This window comes from Algoriphagus vanfongensis DSM 17529, assembly GCF_000429465.1.
GTDB lineage: Bacteria > Bacteroidota > Bacteroidia > Cytophagales > Cyclobacteriaceae > Algoriphagus > Algoriphagus vanfongensis.
In genome coordinates this window covers 177,239-194,561 of record NZ_KE386906.1, presented here as the reverse complement: position 1 = coordinate 194,561, position 17,323 = coordinate 177,239, and the positions used below count along the sequence as shown (strand labels likewise).

Sequence of the window (17,323 nt, the reverse complement as noted above, 5' to 3'; positions counted from 1 at the left end):
TATTGGCTCATATGACCGCTTAGCCCAAATCTTAAAACAATTTAGCGTCTTAGCTATTTCCTTTGTATACAAATTGCCATAACCGAGATGGCCAATTCCCAAAAACCAACTAAATGAAAGTTTATTTAAGTATCCTTTTTGTATGGGTAGTTTCGGCTGCCTCCTTTGCCCAATCTTACACCGTCAAAGGGAAAATCCAGGAGGCTGGATCTTCCACTACTATTCCTTATGCCAATGTATTGATCCTCAGCGTCAATGACTCCTCCCAAGTCGATGGAATGATCACTGACCTCGAAGGAAATTTTGAAATCAACCAAGTAAAAGAAGGGGACTATCTCCTCAAGGTACAATACCTCGGCTACAGTAATTTTTTCAAAAGCATCCACGTCAATCAAGACCTAAACCTAGGTGTCATTCCTCTGCGTGAAGAAGCTACCGCATTGCAGGAAGTGACTGTGGCAGCTAGACGCTCCACCGGTCAGCAAAAATCTGACACGACCATGTACAATGCCGATGCCTTCAAAACCATGAGGGATGCCTCGGCTCAGACATTGATCGAAAAACTCCCAGGAGTCAATTCCGCCGAAGGAGCACTTCAGGCTCAAGGTGAGAATATCGCGCAAATACTCGTGGATGGTAAACCGTTCTTTGGAACAGATGTGAGAACAGCCCTTCAAAATCTACCTGCAGAGGTCATCCAAAGCGTTGAGATCTTTGACCAGCTCAGCGAAAAAGCGAGATTGAGCGGCTTTGATGATGGCGAAAGGATGAAAACCATCAACATCATCACCAAACCGAATCGAAGAAAAGGACAATTTGGTAGAACTACTGCCGGATATGGCACAGACGACCGCTATGTGGTCGGTGCTTCTATCAATGCCTTCGATGAAGATCAACGAATCACATTCACAGGACTGACAAATAACATCAACCTGACGGACTATTCCTCTGACCCTAACGCCCAAGACAATTCCCGACCTCAAAGTGGGATTATCAACACCCATCTCGCCGGACTTAACTATACGGATCTTTGGGGAGAAAAAGTCAAAGTCACTGGAAGCTATGTATTCAACAGCCGAGAAAATATCGGGCAGGAAATCCGCTTCAGAGAATTCATCACCAATGATGAAAGCCAACAATTCTACAATGAAATCAGCAACGATTCCAGGCTAAATAATGAGCATCAGTTTGACATGCGATTGGAATACGACATCGATGAGAAAAACAGAATTCTATTCATTCCTCGTTTGTCCGCCCGATTTGAAACAGAAAACTCGGACTTCTCTGGAGAAACCACCAACGGAACAGATCTGATCAATACCGTAGAAAATACCAGAACTGCCAAAAACAAAGATTACGATATTTTCAATCGTTTTCTATACAGTCACAAATTCGACAAGCCCGGCAGGACCATGACCGTAAGAGCTAGAGTCGGCAATCATCAAAATGAAGATCGCTCCAAAAGATTGGCCGAAAATCAATATTTCGAACCAGAATACAGAACCGAAACCATCAATCAATTGATCAATCGGGATAGAAAAGGATTTGATTGGGAGACGGGCATTTCCTTTACCGAGGCTGTCAGCGAAAGAAGTCAGTTTGAATTGGAATACGAAATCGGTAATCGTGTCAATGATTCAGATCAGTTGATCTTTGACGTGCTGGATGAATCTCCTGGAGAAGCAAATCTTGCTTTGGACACCGCATTGAGTAATACCTTCGAAAGCAAATTCTTGACTCAGGAAGTAGAACTCGGTTATCAATACTCCAAAGATGGCTTGAGATTCCAAGTGGAAGGTCAATATCAAAATGCCAAACTGGACAACGAGCAGGGCTTTCCTCAGCCCTTCGAATTGGAAAGAACGTTCCAGAGTTTTCTTCCTACGGTTCGGGTAGATTATAAATTTTCAGACAATACCAATGTCGAATTTGACTACGATACGCGTACCAACGAACCAGATCTCAGACAGCTTCAGCCTGTCGTAGACAATTCCAATCCGTTGCAGCTCTATGTCGGAAATCCTGAGTTGGATCAGTCTTATTCGCACCGAATGAGAGTCCGATTCCGATCCAACAATCCGGACACGGACCGCAATTGGTTCCTTTTTGCTCAGTCCTCCATAGTCAACAATACCATCTCGAATAGCTCTCTGATCGCTGACGAAGCCACCGAAATCCAAGATGGGATTATTTTGGAACCTGGATCGCAGCTTTACAAACCAGTCAATCTGGATGGCTATTGGGATTTTAGATCTTGGATGAACTATGGCATCCCTGCAGGATTTATCAAATCAAACTTCAACATCAATTTCGGAGCCTCCTATACCAAAAGACCTACTTTGGTCAACGAGCAGTATGGCTTCAACAATTCGAGCCGCTATAGCACCGGATTTTCTTTGAGCAGTAATATTTCCGATCAGGTGGACTTCAACATCTGGACGAGATTCTCCTTCAATGATGTAGAAAACACCCTTAACACTAGCCTGAACAATAAATATTTCAACCAAAGAGGTCGTGTAAACTTCAATTGGATCATCTGGGAAGGCTTTGTCTATAGACTTGACCTGAGCCATCAGATCAACTCTGGTCTAAGTGAAGGATTTGACAATAATTTCACCTTGGTCAATATGAGCTTGGGCAAAAAAGTATTTGGAAACCAGCGAGGAGAGGTCAGTCTGAATGTCTATGACCTCTTCAGACAAAATGCAAGTATTCGTAGAAATGTCACCGAAACCTACATCGAAGACGTGCAAACCAATGTCTTGCAGCGCTATTTCATGTTGACATTCTCCTACAATATCCGTCGCTTCAGCAAAGGCATGGACATGGACGATTACAATAACATGATCAATACCGGTGAAGGTCCAAGTATGGGACCAGGAGGAAGCAGAGGAGATATTTAGAAAATCAAAAGTTTGAAATCAGAAATTTGAATACAAAGAAGCTGCTCCGATCCGGAGCAGCTTCTTTTTTTTAAACAATACTTCTTCGAAAAAACCAGTTTCCTTTTACCTTTCCCAGAATGCCGGCGGCTCGACTCCCAAAGCCCTCAGATATACATAGGCTTGTCCCCGATGATGTATTTCATTGTCAATAAAATACAGCACTGAGCAATAGCCGGGGTTTTCATACATCCCAAATGCGACCTGAGTTTCCTGAAATCTTTCCTCCGGGATTTTGGACCAGTTTTCATCCAATACCTGCGTCGTCTGATCCCACAGCTCTAGTAGCTTCTCCTTGCTCTCTTGCGACCTATCTTTCTCGTCAAGTTCCTTCCACTCATCAGTTGCCAAACCAACTGCACCTGGCCCAGCAATGGCCAGTAGTTCCCCTACCATTTGGCCAAAAGTCCGCATGCCTCCGATGGAGAATGTGAAAAGATCCTTTTCGGGAAAAGCTTCAATCACCCTTCTTGTCAATGCTCGATGTCCTTGCCAGTGAGCCAAAACTTGTTCTCTGTCGATAAATGTTCTTTGTTTTTCTTGCGTTTCCATAGTTTTTATTCGTTAGGATACACAAAGAAACCGACGCTTAGTGACAGCAGTATGTCAGTAGGATTTTGTAATTTTTCATTTTCTCTGACAACAATGAACAGAATCGACCGCCTCACCGCCATCCTCACACATCTGCAATCCAAACGACTGACCAAAGCACAGGAAATCGCAGATAGATTTGAAATCAGTCTCAGAACTGTCTACCGGGATATTCGGGCCTTAGAAGAAGGAGGAGTGCCCGTCATCGGAGAGGCTGGACAAGGCTACTCCCTGATGGAAGGCTATCGTTTGCCGCCGGTGATGTTTACAGCTGAGGAAGCACAATCTCTCGCTTTGGCAGAAAAAATCATCGGCCAAATTTCGGACCGAAGCAGTCTGGAACATTTCCAGTCAGCCATGCTCAAAATCAAATCTGTTCTGCGTACCACCGAAAAAGAAAAGGTGCAGCAACTCTCATCCTTGGTAGCGGTATTCAATCAGAAAAATCAACTTCTACATGATAGTAAGGACCGTTTTCTGCAACAAATCCTAGAAGCTCTTGTCTCTCGCAAGCTCATTGATATCACTTACACGACTTTCGTCGAGGAAAAAACCAGCCGCCGAACATTGGAAGCTGTCGGCGTATATTATGCATACCAGCAATGGTACTTGATCGCCTGGTGTAGGATGAGAGCCGATTATCGCACTTTTCGACTCGACCGGATCAATACGCTTACTGTGCTGGATGAAAACTACAACCCTCAATCCCACCCTTCCCTTTCAGAATATCTCGAAAAAATCCGCTCCTCCGAAAACCTGCTGGAGATTGTAATTTCCATTCCCATCTCAGCCGAAAAATACCTGAGAGTCCAAAAGTTCAACCAAGGGTTTGTCCTAGAAAGACGGGAAAAAGACCGCGTATTGATGACTTTTATGTGCACCTCTCTGGAAGGATTTATTCGTTGGATTATTTGCTTGGGAGACAAAATTCAGATCATTTCCCCGCCAGAAGCGCAGCAAAGACTCCAGGAACTCACTCGGGAAATCTGGAAAAAGCAGAACATATCCGTTCATGAATCAGATCGTTAAAGCATTGGCTTGGAACATTTGTCGATTTGAAAAGGCATTTCAATTCCTATTTTGACTTTTTGATTCGACATATTTTATTCATTTTTGTCGAATACATTCTACAATATGGAAATTTTAGTCTCAAACTTTCACAACCTCCTGAATCAAGTTAGTGATCAGTTTTTCCGATTTCTTTATTCGGAAATAGACTGGAATGAGCGGATGATAGCGATCAAGGGGCCAAGGGGATCAGGAAAAACAACCCTTATGCTCCAACGCATCAAATTTGGAATCCAATCCACAGGAAAGGGAGTCCTTTATTTTTCTGCAGATCATTATTGGTTTTATACCCACAATCTAGTAGAGACTACACTCGATTTTTATCAAAATGGTGGAAGATATCTATTTATAGATGAAGTACACAAGTACCCTAACTGGTCCAGAGAACTAAAAAACATCTATGATTCCTTTCCTGACTTGAAAGTGGTTTTTTCATCCTCTTCTGCTCTAGACATCTATCGTGGAGAGTCAGATTTGAGTAGAAGGGTTATCACTTATGAACTACCCGGTTTATCTTTTCGAGAGTACATTAGCTTGACAAAAAATATAAATTTGAAAAAGGTCGATCTGGGAGAGATCCGACAATCACATTTGGAAATCGCCCAAGAATTTCGACAGCAATTCCAACCCCTTCCAGCTTTCAAAGAATACCTCAAACAGGGATATCTGCCCATTATAGCAGAATCAAGGCCAGATAGCATCCCCATCTTTCTTCAACAAATCATCAACACGGTAGTCGAGTCCGACTTGGCATTTATAGCTGATTACAATGCTGGATCAGCCTATAAAGTCAAAAAACTCCTGGTTGTTTTAGCGGAATCAGCTCCTTTCAAACCTAACCTTTCCTCAATTTCTAGAAAAGTAGAGACCAGTAGAGACTCAGTCTATGAGTGGCTTGCTCAATTGGAAAAGGCAAGACTTCTCAATTTGCTATTGGCAGATGGAAAAGGAGTCTCTTTGCTGCAAAAGCCCGACAAAATCTACCTGGAAAACACGAATCTTTCCTATGCTCTCAAAGCCTTACCAGAGATTGGTGCTATCAGAGAGACATTTTTACTCAATCAATTGAAAAACAGTAAAATCGAAGTTACTCTACCCAAAGAAGGAGACTTCAAGGCCGGTGAGTTGGTGATAGAAGTGGGAGGTAAAAATAAAGACGCAAGTCAGGTCAAGCATCTAGAACACTATCTATTGGCAGCGGATGATATTGAGTTGGGCTTTGGGAGCAAGGTCCCTTTGTGGCTTTTTGGGATGATGTATTAAATCGATCGAACTGGTCTGACACCATCCCAAAAATATCACATGGCTTTTTAGACGACTTGACACCAATTTGAAATTAGAACACTTAAATTCTTCATTTTTACCCTCAGGCCCTCAGAGCTTTAAAAGCCCTCCCTTTTTCAAAGCCTTTTTTCCCAACAATGCAGACTTAACTTGCAGCTTGATTGATTAAAACCTCCTATTATCGCTATGAATTACGATTTGAAAATCGCCTCCGAGCTATCCATCAAAGCCAGCCAAGTCAAGGCTACTTTGGAACTTTTGGATGAAGGAGCGACCGTACCTTTTATCTCCCGCTATCGAAAAGAAGCTACCGGCAGTCTCGATGAAGTGCAGGTGGCGGGTATCCGAGACCGGGTGATCCAGCTACGCGAACTGGACAAAAGAAAAGAAGCTATCCTCAAATCCATCTCCGAGCAAGGAAAACTAACCGACTCCTTACAAAAGCAGGTTCTTGAAGCCGAAACGATGTCCAAACTGGAGGACATCTACCTTCCATATAAACCTAAGCGAAGAACCAAGGCAACAATAGCAAGAGAAAAGGGGCTTGAGCCTCTAGCAGAATTGATTTTTGCGCAGGAAAGCATAGACTTGGATACGGAAGCTGAAAAATATATTTCCGAAGAAAAAGAAGTGCAATCCATCGAAGAAGCCCTCCAAGGTGCTCGCGATATCATCGCCGAGTGGATCAATGAAAATGCCTCACTTCGTGAAAAAATGAGAAAACTCTTTTTGGAAGAAGGCACATTCAGCTCCAAAGTCATCCCAGGAAAAGAGACTGAAGCCGCCAAATTCAAAGATTATTTTGACTGGAAGGAGCCTATCAAGACAGCTCCTTCTCACCGGGTTTTGGCGATGCGAAGGGGGGAAAAAGAACTTTTCCTGATGCTGGACTCCTGTCCTGAAGAACTGGATGCTTTGGCCGTGATAGAAAGAGAAGTGCTGACAGGACAGGCCAACTCATCAGCAGATCAAGTGAAAATTGCAGTCAAAGACGCTTACAAAAGACTCCTGAAACCAAGCATGGAAACAGAAGTTCGACTTCTGACCAAAAGAAAGGCAGACGAGGAAGCTATTAGGGTATTTGCAGAAAACCTTCGTCAACTCTTGCTAGGAGCACCTTTGGGTGAAAAATCAGTTATGGCAATCGACCCTGGATTTAGGACAGGATGCAAGGTCGTCTGCCTCGGACCTCAAGGTCAATTTTTAGAATATTCAGCCATTTTTCCACATGAGCCGCAGCGCAAAACTGCCGAAGCAGGCATGATTCTAAGAGGCATGGTGGAGAAATATCAGGTTCAGGCCATCGCTATCGGCAATGGAACCGCCGGACGTGAAACAGAAGCTTTTGTCAAAACTCTTGGACTTCCCAAAAGCACAATCGTCACCATGGTCAATGAAGCAGGCGCATCGATTTACTCGGCCTCAGACGTGGCAAGAGAAGAATTTCCTGATTTGGATCTGACTGTCAGAGGAGCTGTTTCGATCGGGAGAAGACTGATGGACCCTTTGGCTGAGCTCGTCAAAATCGATCCCAAATCAATCGGTGTTGGACAATATCAGCACGACGTGGATCAAAACTCCCTCAAAAATGCCTTGGATGACACAGTCATGTCCGCTGTAAATGGCGTGGGAGTAGAAGTCAATACGGCATCCAAACAGCTCTTGACTTATGTTTCCGGTTTAGGCCCTGGATTGGCTCAAAATATCGTGGATTTCAGAAATCAAAATGGTCCATTCTCCTCCAGAAATCAATTGCTCAAAGTCCCAAGACTGGGAGATAAAGCATACGAACAGGCTGCGGGTTTCTTGAGAATCGGTCAGGCTAGCAACCCACTCGATTCCTCTGCAGTCCATCCAGAGCGCTATTCTTTGGTGGAAAAAATGGCCCAAGACCTTGGTTCATCCGTCAGTGAATTGATCCAATCTGAGGACTTGAGAAAGAAAATCAACCTCCAATCCTATGTGTCTGATCAGGTTGGTTTGCCAACTTTGCAGGATATCTTGGAGGAACTTGCAAAGCCGGGTCGTGATCCTCGCGAAAGCTTTGAAGTCTTCCAGTTTGAGGAAAGTGTCAATGCCATCACCGACCTCAAGACTGGAATGAAACTTCCTGGTGTCATCACCAATATCACCGCTTTTGGAGCATTTGTAGATGTGGGAGTACATCAAGATGGCCTAGTCCATTTGAGTCACTTGGCAGATCGATTTGTGAAAGATCCCAATGAAATCGTGCATGTCAATCAAAAGGTCGAGGTGACCGTATTGGAAGTAGATGTCCCTCGCAAGCGAATCGGTTTGAGTATGAAATCTGATCCATTTGCAGAAAGAGGCAAAAAGATGGAGAAAGGAAAAGGGAAACCTGCCCGCAACTCCGAGTCGCAAGGAACAATGGCCGAAAAACTAGCTGCGCTCAAAGGGAAGTTTGGAAGCTAAGCTTTTCTAAAAAGCAACTAGCTGTTCCATATCCACTGCAAAGGAGCTGATTCTACCAGCATCCCACTTTCTTCGCCAGTCTCCTCAGAAAACTCTTCTCTGTGAAACGTTTTCTGAATTGAAAAACTCTTCGAATAAAATGGGATCAATCGGGAAAAATCAGCTCCTTTTTTCATTTCCATAGTGATCAAAATTCAATTCTATAACTTAAAATAGGAATCAATGGGCTGAGATAGGAAGTTTTGACCTCTCCTGTCATTGGCTCGAAATAACTTCCGTACACATTTTTTCTGTTGCTCGCATTCTGGATATCCAAAGCCCAGGTCCGTGTAGATTTGGCTTTGTTTCTTTTGAGACTGAATCGCAGATCAGCCCTGAAATAGTTCGGATTTTGCTCCTCAAAAGCCTTTTCTTCTATCCAGACAGTTTCTCCTTTTTCGATGGAAGCCTCCATATCAATCGGAGTTACTCTCATACCTCCGCTATATATCGCACGGATATTCACCCCAAAGCTCCTTCCTTTTTCCCACTCAAACTCCTTTCCTCCTGTCAGCGTCAGGTTAAAATTTCCATTGAAGCGGGTATTTCTCCATTTGGACTCTTCGGTTTGGTAGAGTGAATTATATAGAGAGCCTGAAAAAAGAAAGTACATTCCCTGATTGGTAAACTGTTCCAATGTCATCTCCAGCCCGTAATTTTTTCCTTTTCCATCACTGATCAAAGGATCTGTCATAAAACTCCATTCCTGATTGATAATAGAATAAGTCTGATCAGCACCTGGTTTGATTGGAATCTGGTATAGATGCTGATAGTACGTTTCCAGCTTCATGCGTAGATAAGGATTGATCGAGCGATCATAGCCTAAGACCACCTGATGGGACTTGCTCAGGTCCAGGTCATGATTGGGCAAAGTAACCTGCTCTCCCACTACCTGCTCCGCAAAGTAGGTTCCCAATGGCTGGATCTGACTGTGAAGCCCATAGCCAAAGCTCAGACTTTGTCGCTCATCCAATGCATAACTCACGCTCGCTCTTGGCTCCAGAGACTGGCTTTGATTGAGATTGAGGCGCAGGTAGTGCATCCCCAGATTGACCGTCCATCGCTCTGATGCTCGGTAATTCCACTGGCTGAAAAGTTGCAAAGTTTCTGTATTGCCATTGGAATTGATCTTTGTCTCCAATCCACCCAGTTCTACTTCATAGGACTTTTCATGAAGTTGATAGTATAGCTTATTCCAATAAATCCCCGACCTCAGACTGGATCTGGCCGATAGCTTCGAATTAAGTACCGAACTGACGGTTAGCTTAGAGTTACCGAATTTTTCAAAATATCGCTCCTCAGGCACATATTCCTCATCCAGCCGATGGTAATTATCGCCCAGTTCTGTCCCGGACAAAAGCACCGTGTTTTGAAGCACATGATTGGAATGCAAGAGATAGACATGCTTGACCCCTGCTGCTCCGGTATTGGAAAAGAAAGTAGAATTGTAGCGCTCATCATCCGACTCCCACTGTAAGGAATCCAGCTCCGCATCACTCTTCTGATCACTAAGGCCTCCAAATCCGAAGATGGAAAAACTGTTTTTTTCACCTGCCGGCAAATAGAAATTGAAGGACAAATCCTGAAAATTGGTCACATAATCGCCCAATGGCACCCCGATTTTTGACAAGAGGGATAGTGTGGAATAGCGATAGTTAATCAGATAAGAACCTTTGTAATTGGGAGAAAATGGACCCTCTACTGCCACATCCGTCCCCAAAAATCCAGCTTGAACAGTGAATTCTCTTCGCTCATTATTTCCTTTTCGCAGACTCAGATCAAAAACTCCAGAAAGAGCATTGCCATACTCAGCAAGAAATGCGCCCGTAATAAAATCCGAATTGGCCAGCAACTGAGAACTCAATATGGATACGCCCCCTCCAGACGACCCCGGATTGACAAAGTGATTGGGATTGGGAATATCGATCCCTTCCATTCTCCAGAGCAGGCCGTTGGGACTATTGCCACGGATAGAAATGTTATTATTCCCATCATCCGTGCTTACCACTCCGGAAAATGAAATCGCCATCCGTCCCGGATCATTTACTGCCGCTGCAAACTTCCTGGTTTCCTCCACCGAAAAAGTTCTTCCACTGACCGCTATCATGTCATTGACAGTTTTCTCCTTTTGGCTGGCAGTCACGACAAACTCGGAGATTTCGGAAATATCCTCTTTCAAAGTTACAGCAAGAACAGTCTCCTTCCCGCTATTGACCTGAATCTGGGACAGAATCACTTTTTCATAGCCCATAAAACTCACCTGCAAAGCCTGCGTCCCTAAGGGCACCAGAGCGATTTTGAATTCCCCTAGTCGATCTGTGACCGCGCCCAGCACCGGATCAGAACCCAGTACAATCACCGATGCTCCTTCTATGGGATTTTGGGAAATCTGATCTACCACCTTCCCACGGACCGTTTGCGTCAGTTCTTGGGAATAGAGTTTAGTTGGGCTCACAAAAAGGCATAGCAAAGCCAAGGCAATGAAAGTTTTCATAGCGAAAATTGATTAGATAAGAAAAGAAGGAGAATTAGAAGAATCGAAGTCCTGCACGGAATCCCCACCAAAATTGACTCGCAACTCGGTCAGGATAGTAGCGCTGATTTCGGATTTGTGGAGAAGTATATTGGAAGAGTTCGGGATGAAACTCATAGGTATCATCGTAAACCCTCAAGTTGGCAGTGGGACCACCGAAAATCGCAAGCTTTTTGGCTACTTGAAACTCCGCTCCTACATAGAAGCGATTGATTAGATTTAGTGCCATGACATTGCCCTGGTTGAGCTGCTCAGAACTCGCCTCTATATTCAGATAGAGCCAATCTGTCAACTTGGGAGAAGTACCTACTCCATAGCCAAAGGACCACACTACATCCCGCTGGATCTCCGGTCTGAACCCGACGAACAACATATTGTAAAACTCTCTCTTGCCACTGCGAAAGGCAAGATTAAGCGGCAGCACCTCATTGGCACTGAATTCCAAAGTATGATATCCCGAGCGCACATAGGTAATCAATCCTACCGGCACCCCGCTCATGGAGTCTGCATAGTTGAACAAACCCAGTTGGAAGCCTTCTACTTTCCCTCCGAAATTAGCCAAACCTACTTGGGAACCTTTCACATTTTTGGCAGTGAAATTCAAGCCACCTGAGATCTGTGAACCTTCCAGATCTTTGGCCGAGAAATTCAGCAAACCTGCAATTTGGACACCTTTCACCGATTTGGGAGTGAAGTTCGCCAAACCGGAGATTTGTACTCCATCTACTTTTCCGGTGGTAAAGTTGGTCAAACCGGCTAGCTGCACCCCTTGTACCGAATCGAGGTTGGAATTGAAAAGACCTGCCATCTGAACCCCATCCACGGTACCTCTCACCTGATTAAACAAACCAGCCACTTGTACCCCGGTCACATTTCCACGGTTCAGATTGAAAAGTCCAGCTGCTTCAAAAGCTCTGTTTCCTGCAGAAAAACCTCCCAGTACATTGATGGAAGTTCCATTTACGACATTCCCGGAATTGCTTCCATTGGTACCTACAAAAGGAACCAGTGAAATCTGAAAGGGCACATAGCTTGTATCTGCTCCAGGTTTGGTGAAAGGCTGAAATTGAAAATGCTTTTTCTGAATCACTTCTTCCTCAGCGGATTGAACCTGCGCCAGAATAGGCTGACTGATCAAAAAGAGGAAAAGCAGTGCGAATTTTTGGATCGTATTCATCGTATTGGTTTCGTTTCATCTTTAGGACAGACAAGTCGCGCTTTACCCCTATGGGAGGAATTGGAAAATTTTTGGGAGTGGGAAGGTTGAAAAGTTGAAAGGTGGGAAGGTGGGAAGGTTGTGAATTTACGAGAATTCGAGATTGAGAGATTGGATAAAGGGGACGGAAGAGCGAAGACCCGTCACAGCGGACAGACAGGATACGGAAGAATAAGGAGTCAAGAAGATCAGAGATCGATAAGCAAAAAAATCCGAATTCATCAAAAAATACCCTGTACAGGGTATTGTCTCCTATCGATTATGTACCTTTCTTAGCCAAGAGATTTTTTCTGAGGCCGAACAGGGATTTTTTAGGGAAGAAATGAAAATTATCAGATTTTATAAATATCAGACACCAAACGGTAACAATCGGATAAACCTCAAATTTGATCAATTGAAAGGGTTTTCGATTGAGGATATATGAAAAATATACCCAATTGGTTGGGTATATCGATTCGTTACCTGCTATGAGTAGGAGCGGAAAATCCAGATGTCAACAAATAAGTAAAACCTAAATTCACTACGAAATGAAAAAATTATCAATGCAAAAAATGTAAGACTCACATCACAAGCGACAAAACTCCAAGTAGTTTCAATTGCCCCGGAGGGGGAATGCATTCATGGACAGACTTGGGAGAAGTTGGGCCTAACAATTACCAATGCAAAAAATGTGGGACTTTAGTTAAATCAAAAAATACGCCTTCCTCATTTAATTGTCCATCAGGAAGCATGCATTCATGGTCTAAGATGTAACATGGACAGAACTACCGATTCTCGATTTTTGGAAATTAAAGGCTTAAAATGGCTACCTTGGGTTGGTAGCCAATTTGATTCACTGGACACTCAAAACAAACTTCTAATTGTTGGAGAAAGCCACTATCATGACAACACCCCTGAGTCAATTGAAATACATAATTCTCCAACTTTTACAAGAGAAGTGATTGAAGAACTTGCAATTGAACGTTGGTACTACGGAACAAAAATCTTCCCAAATCTTCATCGGGCACTCTTTCGAAATGATGATTTTGATTCATCAACTTTTTGGAATTTGGTTTCCTTCTACAACTTCATCCAAAGACCTATGGAAACAAATAAGGGACGACCAAGTTACGAGGACTTTTACAGTGGTTGGTTCCCATTTTTGGAGATTATGAAATTGCTTAAACCCAAAACTTGCCTGTTTATCGGAACAAGTGCTGCAAATTTATTGGCTAACGCACTCCAAGAAACCGAATACTCGACTGAAGGCGTAAAATGGGAAGATTACATTAGTAACGCATATGCTAAGACAGCAACAGTTAGACATTCCGAAGGAACAGAAACACAGTTAATTTTCATACGGCATACCAGCCAGATATTCAGTTGGGCAAAGTGGAACGAATATCTCCAGAAGAAAATGCCTCACGAACTCTCTTGGTTCAGCGAACAACTCCAAACGTAAACATTATGAACGGAGAAACACAGCAGGTACCAAATGCTATGAATGAATGGGGGTTCATCAGTCAGGACAGTTTTGTGGGGATTGGAAAGTCCGCCACAAGTTTTAAATTTAAATCAAGGCGTGGCTATGTGCGAGACGAGAGGTTAGTGCTTTCTAATCCCCACTTATCATAGCTGGTCGTTAAGCATAATACTAAAAATATGGACAAAATATTACTATCAACATACATAATTAAGGTTCAGGACAACAATAACAATGATCAAATACTGAGCAGGTTTAATGGAACAGATGATTTTTTTCAAGTTTTTGAAAATTATTTGAATTCTATATTTGAAAACATTATTGATACATCTGACGCTCGTGATACGACATCATTACATTTGACTTTAGATGCTCCCCCGACAGTTGATATAGCCAGCAGAAGAATTTACGGATATTTCTCTTCTGGAGTAAGTGGGGAACAATATCAAATAAGAGATGTGGAATCGAGAGAAAATATTTTAGATGTTCAGCAGAATCATGCTGCCTTTAGGAATATTTTCTTTTACTTGAAAATACCAACAAACAGAAATTCAGGAGCGTTAATTCTACAACGAAAGGCAAAATTTGGTATAAAAACCGTTTTTAAACGGACAATAAATCAATTCGTAAGAGCTGAAGGATTTCAAGTTTATAAGGTTTTAGTGAATAACATTCTTCATGGCAGTGTATACAGAAGAATGATGGATAATGGAAATTTAAAAAAGGTTGAGTTTATTAAACGTAGGATACCGAATTCGATTGAAGAATACTACAGAAATGGTGGAAATCCAGAAGAAATACCAGGAACTCTTAAAACCTCTATGTTATCTAATTCAAGTTTACCTCAAAACTTTAAGAATTTTGTAGATAACCTGTTTACAAATCCAGAAAATGAAAGAATTGAGATTGATGGTATAGATGAAGAATTTGATGAAATTGAATTTGAATTGGAGTTGAATGGAAAAAGAAAAACATTCTATGTAGCACATAAAAACAGGATTCAACCAGATGTAGATGTAACCAGTCAAATTGATTTTGATGAACAAGGAAATCCAATTCTTCAATCCTTAATCGACCAAAGTGAAGAACTCATAGAAGATATTATTGAACTAAGAGTAAGGCAATAATGCTTGAAAGAATTAACATATTGAAGATTATTTTTGACCATTTTGGCACTTTGAAAAGCCTTAATCAACGATCAAAATATATCAATTGGAAGGATGCAATTCTTTTTTTGGCATTTCCCATTCTAATATCGATTACTTTAACATATAATGGATTCGATTTTAAAGGGCAGTTAGGAAACTTAATTGCCGCTATAGCAATTTTTGGCGGCTTTTTATTTAATCTATTAGCAATTATTTATAGTCAAATTGACAATATTAAAAAGGACGCTGACAATGAAAGCAATGAACTAAAACAAAAATTTGTGAAGGAAATTCATGTTAATATTTCGTTTTGTATAGTTCTGTCAATTTTCTTAATATTAACACTTTTGTCAAGTACTGTGTATATTCCAAATTGGCATTACAAATGGGTTATTGAGAAAACTATAATCGGAATAAACTATTTTCTATTGACACTTTTTCTTTTGACCTTAATTATGGCAATTAATAGAATTTATATACTTTTAAACAAGACAGTTGAATGAAGCACTATGCCTAATCGAGTAGACGGCCGTGAGCTATAAGCCCACAGCCCGCCACGATGCATCGGGGTGCGCCTCTCACACCACCGTACGTACGGGTCTCGTATACAGCGGTCCATTGATTCTCAGGTTTTGATTTAGAATAATAGTCCAGCATACTTAGACAACCTTTTCTTCCTAGTTAAAAGAGTTAAATATTTTGACAGATTTTGAATGTTGAAATAAAAACCTTTACAATTTCCATGAATCGTACTTCGTACTTCTCCAATCGTTTTTCAAAATTTCAAACCCTCACAACTCCTCTAAATCCCCTAGCGGCATAGTAGGAATCCGCTCCATTGTGATAAGTGAAGACCTGATCATATCGTCGATCGCAGAAAAGTGCTCCGCCTAGTTTTCGGATTTTGGCTGGTGTGCTGATCCAAGAGGAGGTTTTGAGATCGTATTTGCCCAGAGTCTGTAGAAAACGATACTGCTCCTCATTGAGGACCTCTATTCCCATTTTCTCGGCTAGTTCCATAGCTGAGGTTTCAGGCTTGAATTTCTTGCGGGCTTCCCAAGCTTCTCTATCGTAGCAGACACTTCTTCTCCCCGATGGACTCTCTGCCGAGCAGTCAAAAAATAGGAACTCTCCTGTTTCAGAATCCACTCCCATCAGTGCAGGTTCACCACCTGTTTCTTCCATTTGGTAGAGGGAGGCTAGTTTTTCGGGTTGGGAGGCAAGTCTTTCCTGAACCTGCTTCCAGTCTAGCTTTGGATACAGGCTTTGGTTCTTTTCAAAACGGGTTTTGATTAAGTCCATTAAGATCTGCTGGTCTTGGGTGGAGAGGTTCATTTTTGGTACTATGGTTTAGTTGATACTTTCTTAGCTTTTCAATCCCTCCCGAAATTCTTCGGGACAAGCTCCAACCCCCTTTCCAAGGTGGAATTATAGCGTTAAGTTATTAAAAAAACCGAACACCAAATCGTCCACCTATCCAAAACTGATCGGCCAGATTGTTGGCAGCGAAGCTATGCTCGGAAAGAAGCTTGGGACTGGTATAGGTGAATGTCTCGGGATGGAAATCATAGCTTTCATCATATAGTCGCCAATTGATACTTGGTCCGGCAAATACGCCGACATAGCGGGTGATTTGGTATTCAAAACCCAGATAAAAGCGAGTAATCAAATTAATAGCGGCCAGGTTTCCCCGAGTCAATTGCTGAGAACTCAATTCTACATTGAGGTACGTTTTTTTGCCCAACCTCGGCGATGAACCGATTCCATAGCCAAAGGTGTAGGTATTCACATTGGTATCATCAGGTCGAATCCCTCCCAATAGAATATTATAAAAGGATCGTGTGCCAGTCCTCAGGGATACATTTAGCGGCATGACTTCATCCGCACTTAGTTCGATTTTGTGATAGCCTTTTTTCACTATACTGATCAGTCCAAAAGGGATGCCCTGAATGCTGTCTGAATAATTAAACAGGGCGATTTGGGAGCCCTTCACCTTTCTCGCCCCATTAAAAAGCAGCGCCAATTGTGTCCCTTCTACATCCCGATGGGTATAGTTGGCTAAGACGGAAGCCTGAAGCCCATGGAGATTTCCTCCCGTACTATTGAGGATCGTCGATAGCTGCACTCCATCTACATCTCTGAGGTTGAAATTGACCAAGCCTGCGGTTTGTAGCCCTTTGCTTTCTCTTAAGTTCATATTCAGTAATCCCGCCAATTGAACTCCCTGAATACCTCCTCCATTGAAATTGAACAAACCAGCCGCCTGAAACTTCCCGACATTTCCCCTATTCAGGTTAAACAAGCCACCCAATTCTGCTTTTTCCGTACCGGCAGAGTATCCTCCCAATATGTTTAGAGAATAGTCATTGACCACATTGCCGCTGAGTTTTCTATTCGTTCCCAGAAAAGGAAGAAAAGAAACCTGAAAATCCCGATGGATGGTATCCTTCAGGTTTTCTATGTTTTTGGCCTGATCCGTATCCTTATTCAGCTTCCAAAACTTCCAGCTATCCGTGCTATCCATGGCATTGAGAATGCGCTGTGGGTCCAGGCGAAGCAAAATATTCTGAAACAGCTGTCCCTTGGCACTCGACACGAGCATGGTAT

Annotated in this window: 12 protein-coding genes; 6 read left to right on the top strand and 6 right to left on the bottom strand. The window is 42.6% G+C overall.

All coding sequences use genetic code 11. The annotated features are described in order from the left end of the window. Positions 1–113 precede the first annotated feature (113 nt). Positions 114–2,903, top strand: a complete 2,790-nt coding sequence (locus G460_RS0119705; protein ID WP_026956950.1) for a TonB-dependent receptor — start codon at positions 114–116, stop codon at positions 2,901–2,903. Positions 2,904–3,008: 105 nt separating this feature from the next. On the opposite strand, the gene G460_RS0119700 is transcribed toward G460_RS0119705, so the two are convergent. After that, positions 3,009–3,494 carry a DinB family protein gene (locus G460_RS0119700; protein WP_026956949.1) on the bottom strand — a complete coding sequence of 162 codons (486 nt, stop codon included), beginning with the start codon at positions 3,492–3,494 and terminating at the stop codon, positions 3,009–3,011. 93 nt (positions 3,495–3,587) lie between these two features. Between G460_RS0119700 and G460_RS0119695 the strand changes: the two genes are divergently transcribed. The 3 genes from G460_RS0119695 (at position 3,588) to G460_RS0119685 (ending at position 8,318) form a co-directional block, all read left to right on the top strand. After that, positions 3,588–4,562: a helix-turn-helix transcriptional regulator gene (locus G460_RS0119695; protein ID WP_026956948.1), complete on the top strand. Its 975-nt coding sequence runs from the start codon at positions 3,588–3,590 to the stop codon at positions 4,560–4,562. Between the two features lie 105 nt (positions 4,563–4,667). Beyond that, positions 4,668–5,864 carry an AAA family ATPase gene (locus G460_RS0119690; RefSeq protein WP_026956947.1) on the top strand — a complete coding sequence of 399 codons (1,197 nt, stop codon included), beginning with the start codon at positions 4,668–4,670 and terminating at the stop codon, positions 5,862–5,864. A gap of 207 nt (positions 5,865–6,071) precedes the next feature. Further along, positions 6,072–8,318, top strand: a complete 2,247-nt coding sequence (locus tag G460_RS0119685) for a Tex family protein (RefSeq protein ID WP_211226769.1) — start codon at positions 6,072–6,074, stop codon at positions 8,316–8,318. A gap of 17 nt (positions 8,319–8,335) precedes the next feature. Here the strand turns inward: G460_RS0119685 and G460_RS23255 are convergent, their stop codons facing one another. The 3 genes from G460_RS23255 to G460_RS22320 are packed head-to-tail and all read right to left on the bottom strand — an operon-like array spanning position 8,336 to position 12,067. Next, positions 8,336–8,500: a hypothetical protein gene (locus G460_RS23255; protein WP_157366982.1), complete on the bottom strand. Its 165-nt coding sequence runs from the start codon at positions 8,498–8,500 to the stop codon at positions 8,336–8,338. Between the two features lie 5 nt (positions 8,501–8,505). After that, positions 8,506–10,851: a TonB-dependent receptor gene (locus G460_RS0119675; RefSeq protein WP_026956945.1), complete on the bottom strand. Its 2,346-nt coding sequence runs from the start codon at positions 10,849–10,851 to the stop codon at positions 8,506–8,508. A 34-nt stretch (positions 10,852–10,885) separates the two neighbouring features. Continuing rightward, a complete protein-coding gene (locus G460_RS22320; RefSeq protein WP_211226768.1) occupies positions 10,886–12,067 on the bottom strand; it encodes a hypothetical protein in 1,182 nt (393 codons plus the stop codon). 793 nt (positions 12,068–12,860) lie between these two features. Between G460_RS22320 and G460_RS0119665 the strand changes: the two genes are divergently transcribed. Beyond that, on the top strand, positions 12,861–13,547 hold the full coding sequence (locus tag G460_RS0119665) for a hypothetical protein (RefSeq protein ID WP_026956944.1): 687 nt from the start codon (positions 12,861–12,863) through the stop codon (positions 13,545–13,547). Positions 13,548–13,747: 200 nt separating this feature from the next. Beyond that, a complete protein-coding gene (locus G460_RS0119660) occupies positions 13,748–14,695 on the top strand; it encodes a hypothetical protein (protein ID WP_026956943.1) in 948 nt (315 codons plus the stop codon). An 804-nt stretch (positions 14,696–15,499) separates the two neighbouring features. Here the strand turns inward: G460_RS0119660 and G460_RS0119650 are convergent. Continuing rightward, on the bottom strand, positions 15,500–16,051 hold the full coding sequence (locus G460_RS0119650) for a DUF4256 domain-containing protein (RefSeq protein WP_035464810.1): 552 nt from the start codon (positions 16,049–16,051) through the stop codon (positions 15,500–15,502). Positions 16,052–16,160: 109 nt separating this feature from the next. Next, a complete protein-coding gene (locus G460_RS22315) occupies positions 16,161–17,318 on the bottom strand; it encodes a hypothetical protein (RefSeq protein WP_157366981.1) in 1,158 nt (385 codons plus the stop codon). Between the last annotated feature and the right edge of the window lie 5 nt (positions 17,319–17,323).

Bases quoted from the DNA above. Each gene is read 5' to 3' on its own strand.
- G460_RS22320 (WP_211226768.1), bottom strand. From the start codon at position 12,067: ATGAATACGATCCAAAAATTCGCACTGCTTTTCCTCTTTTTGATCAGT.
- G460_RS0119700 (WP_026956949.1), bottom strand. From the start codon at position 3,494: ATGGAAACGCAAGAAAAACAAAGAACATTTATCGACAGAGAACAAGTT.
- G460_RS0119705 (WP_026956950.1), top strand. From the start codon at position 114: ATGAAAGTTTATTTAAGTATCCTTTTTGTATGGGTAGTTTCGGCTGCC.
- G460_RS23255 (WP_157366982.1), bottom strand. From the start codon at position 8,500: ATGGAAATGAAAAAAGGAGCTGATTTTTCCCGATTGATCCCATTTTAT.
- G460_RS0119685 (WP_211226769.1), top strand. From the start codon at position 6,072: ATGAATTACGATTTGAAAATCGCCTCCGAGCTATCCATCAAAGCCAGC.
- G460_RS0119650 (WP_035464810.1), bottom strand. From the start codon at position 16,051: ATGAACCTCTCCACCCAAGACCAGCAGATCTTAATGGACTTAATCAAA.
- G460_RS0119675 (WP_026956945.1), bottom strand. From the start codon at position 10,851: ATGAAAACTTTCATTGCCTTGGCTTTGCTATGCCTTTTTGTGAGCCCA.
- G460_RS0119660 (WP_026956943.1), top strand. From the start codon at position 13,748: ATGGACAAAATATTACTATCAACATACATAATTAAGGTTCAGGACAAC.
- G460_RS0119665 (WP_026956944.1), top strand. From the start codon at position 12,861: ATGGACAGAACTACCGATTCTCGATTTTTGGAAATTAAAGGCTTAAAA.
- G460_RS0119695 (WP_026956948.1), top strand. From the start codon at position 3,588: ATGAACAGAATCGACCGCCTCACCGCCATCCTCACACATCTGCAATCC.
- G460_RS0119690 (WP_026956947.1), top strand. From the start codon at position 4,668: ATGGAAATTTTAGTCTCAAACTTTCACAACCTCCTGAATCAAGTTAGT.
- G460_RS22315 (WP_157366981.1), bottom strand. From the start codon at position 17,318: ATGCTCGTGTCGAGTGCCAAGGGACAGCTGTTTCAGAATATTTTGCTT.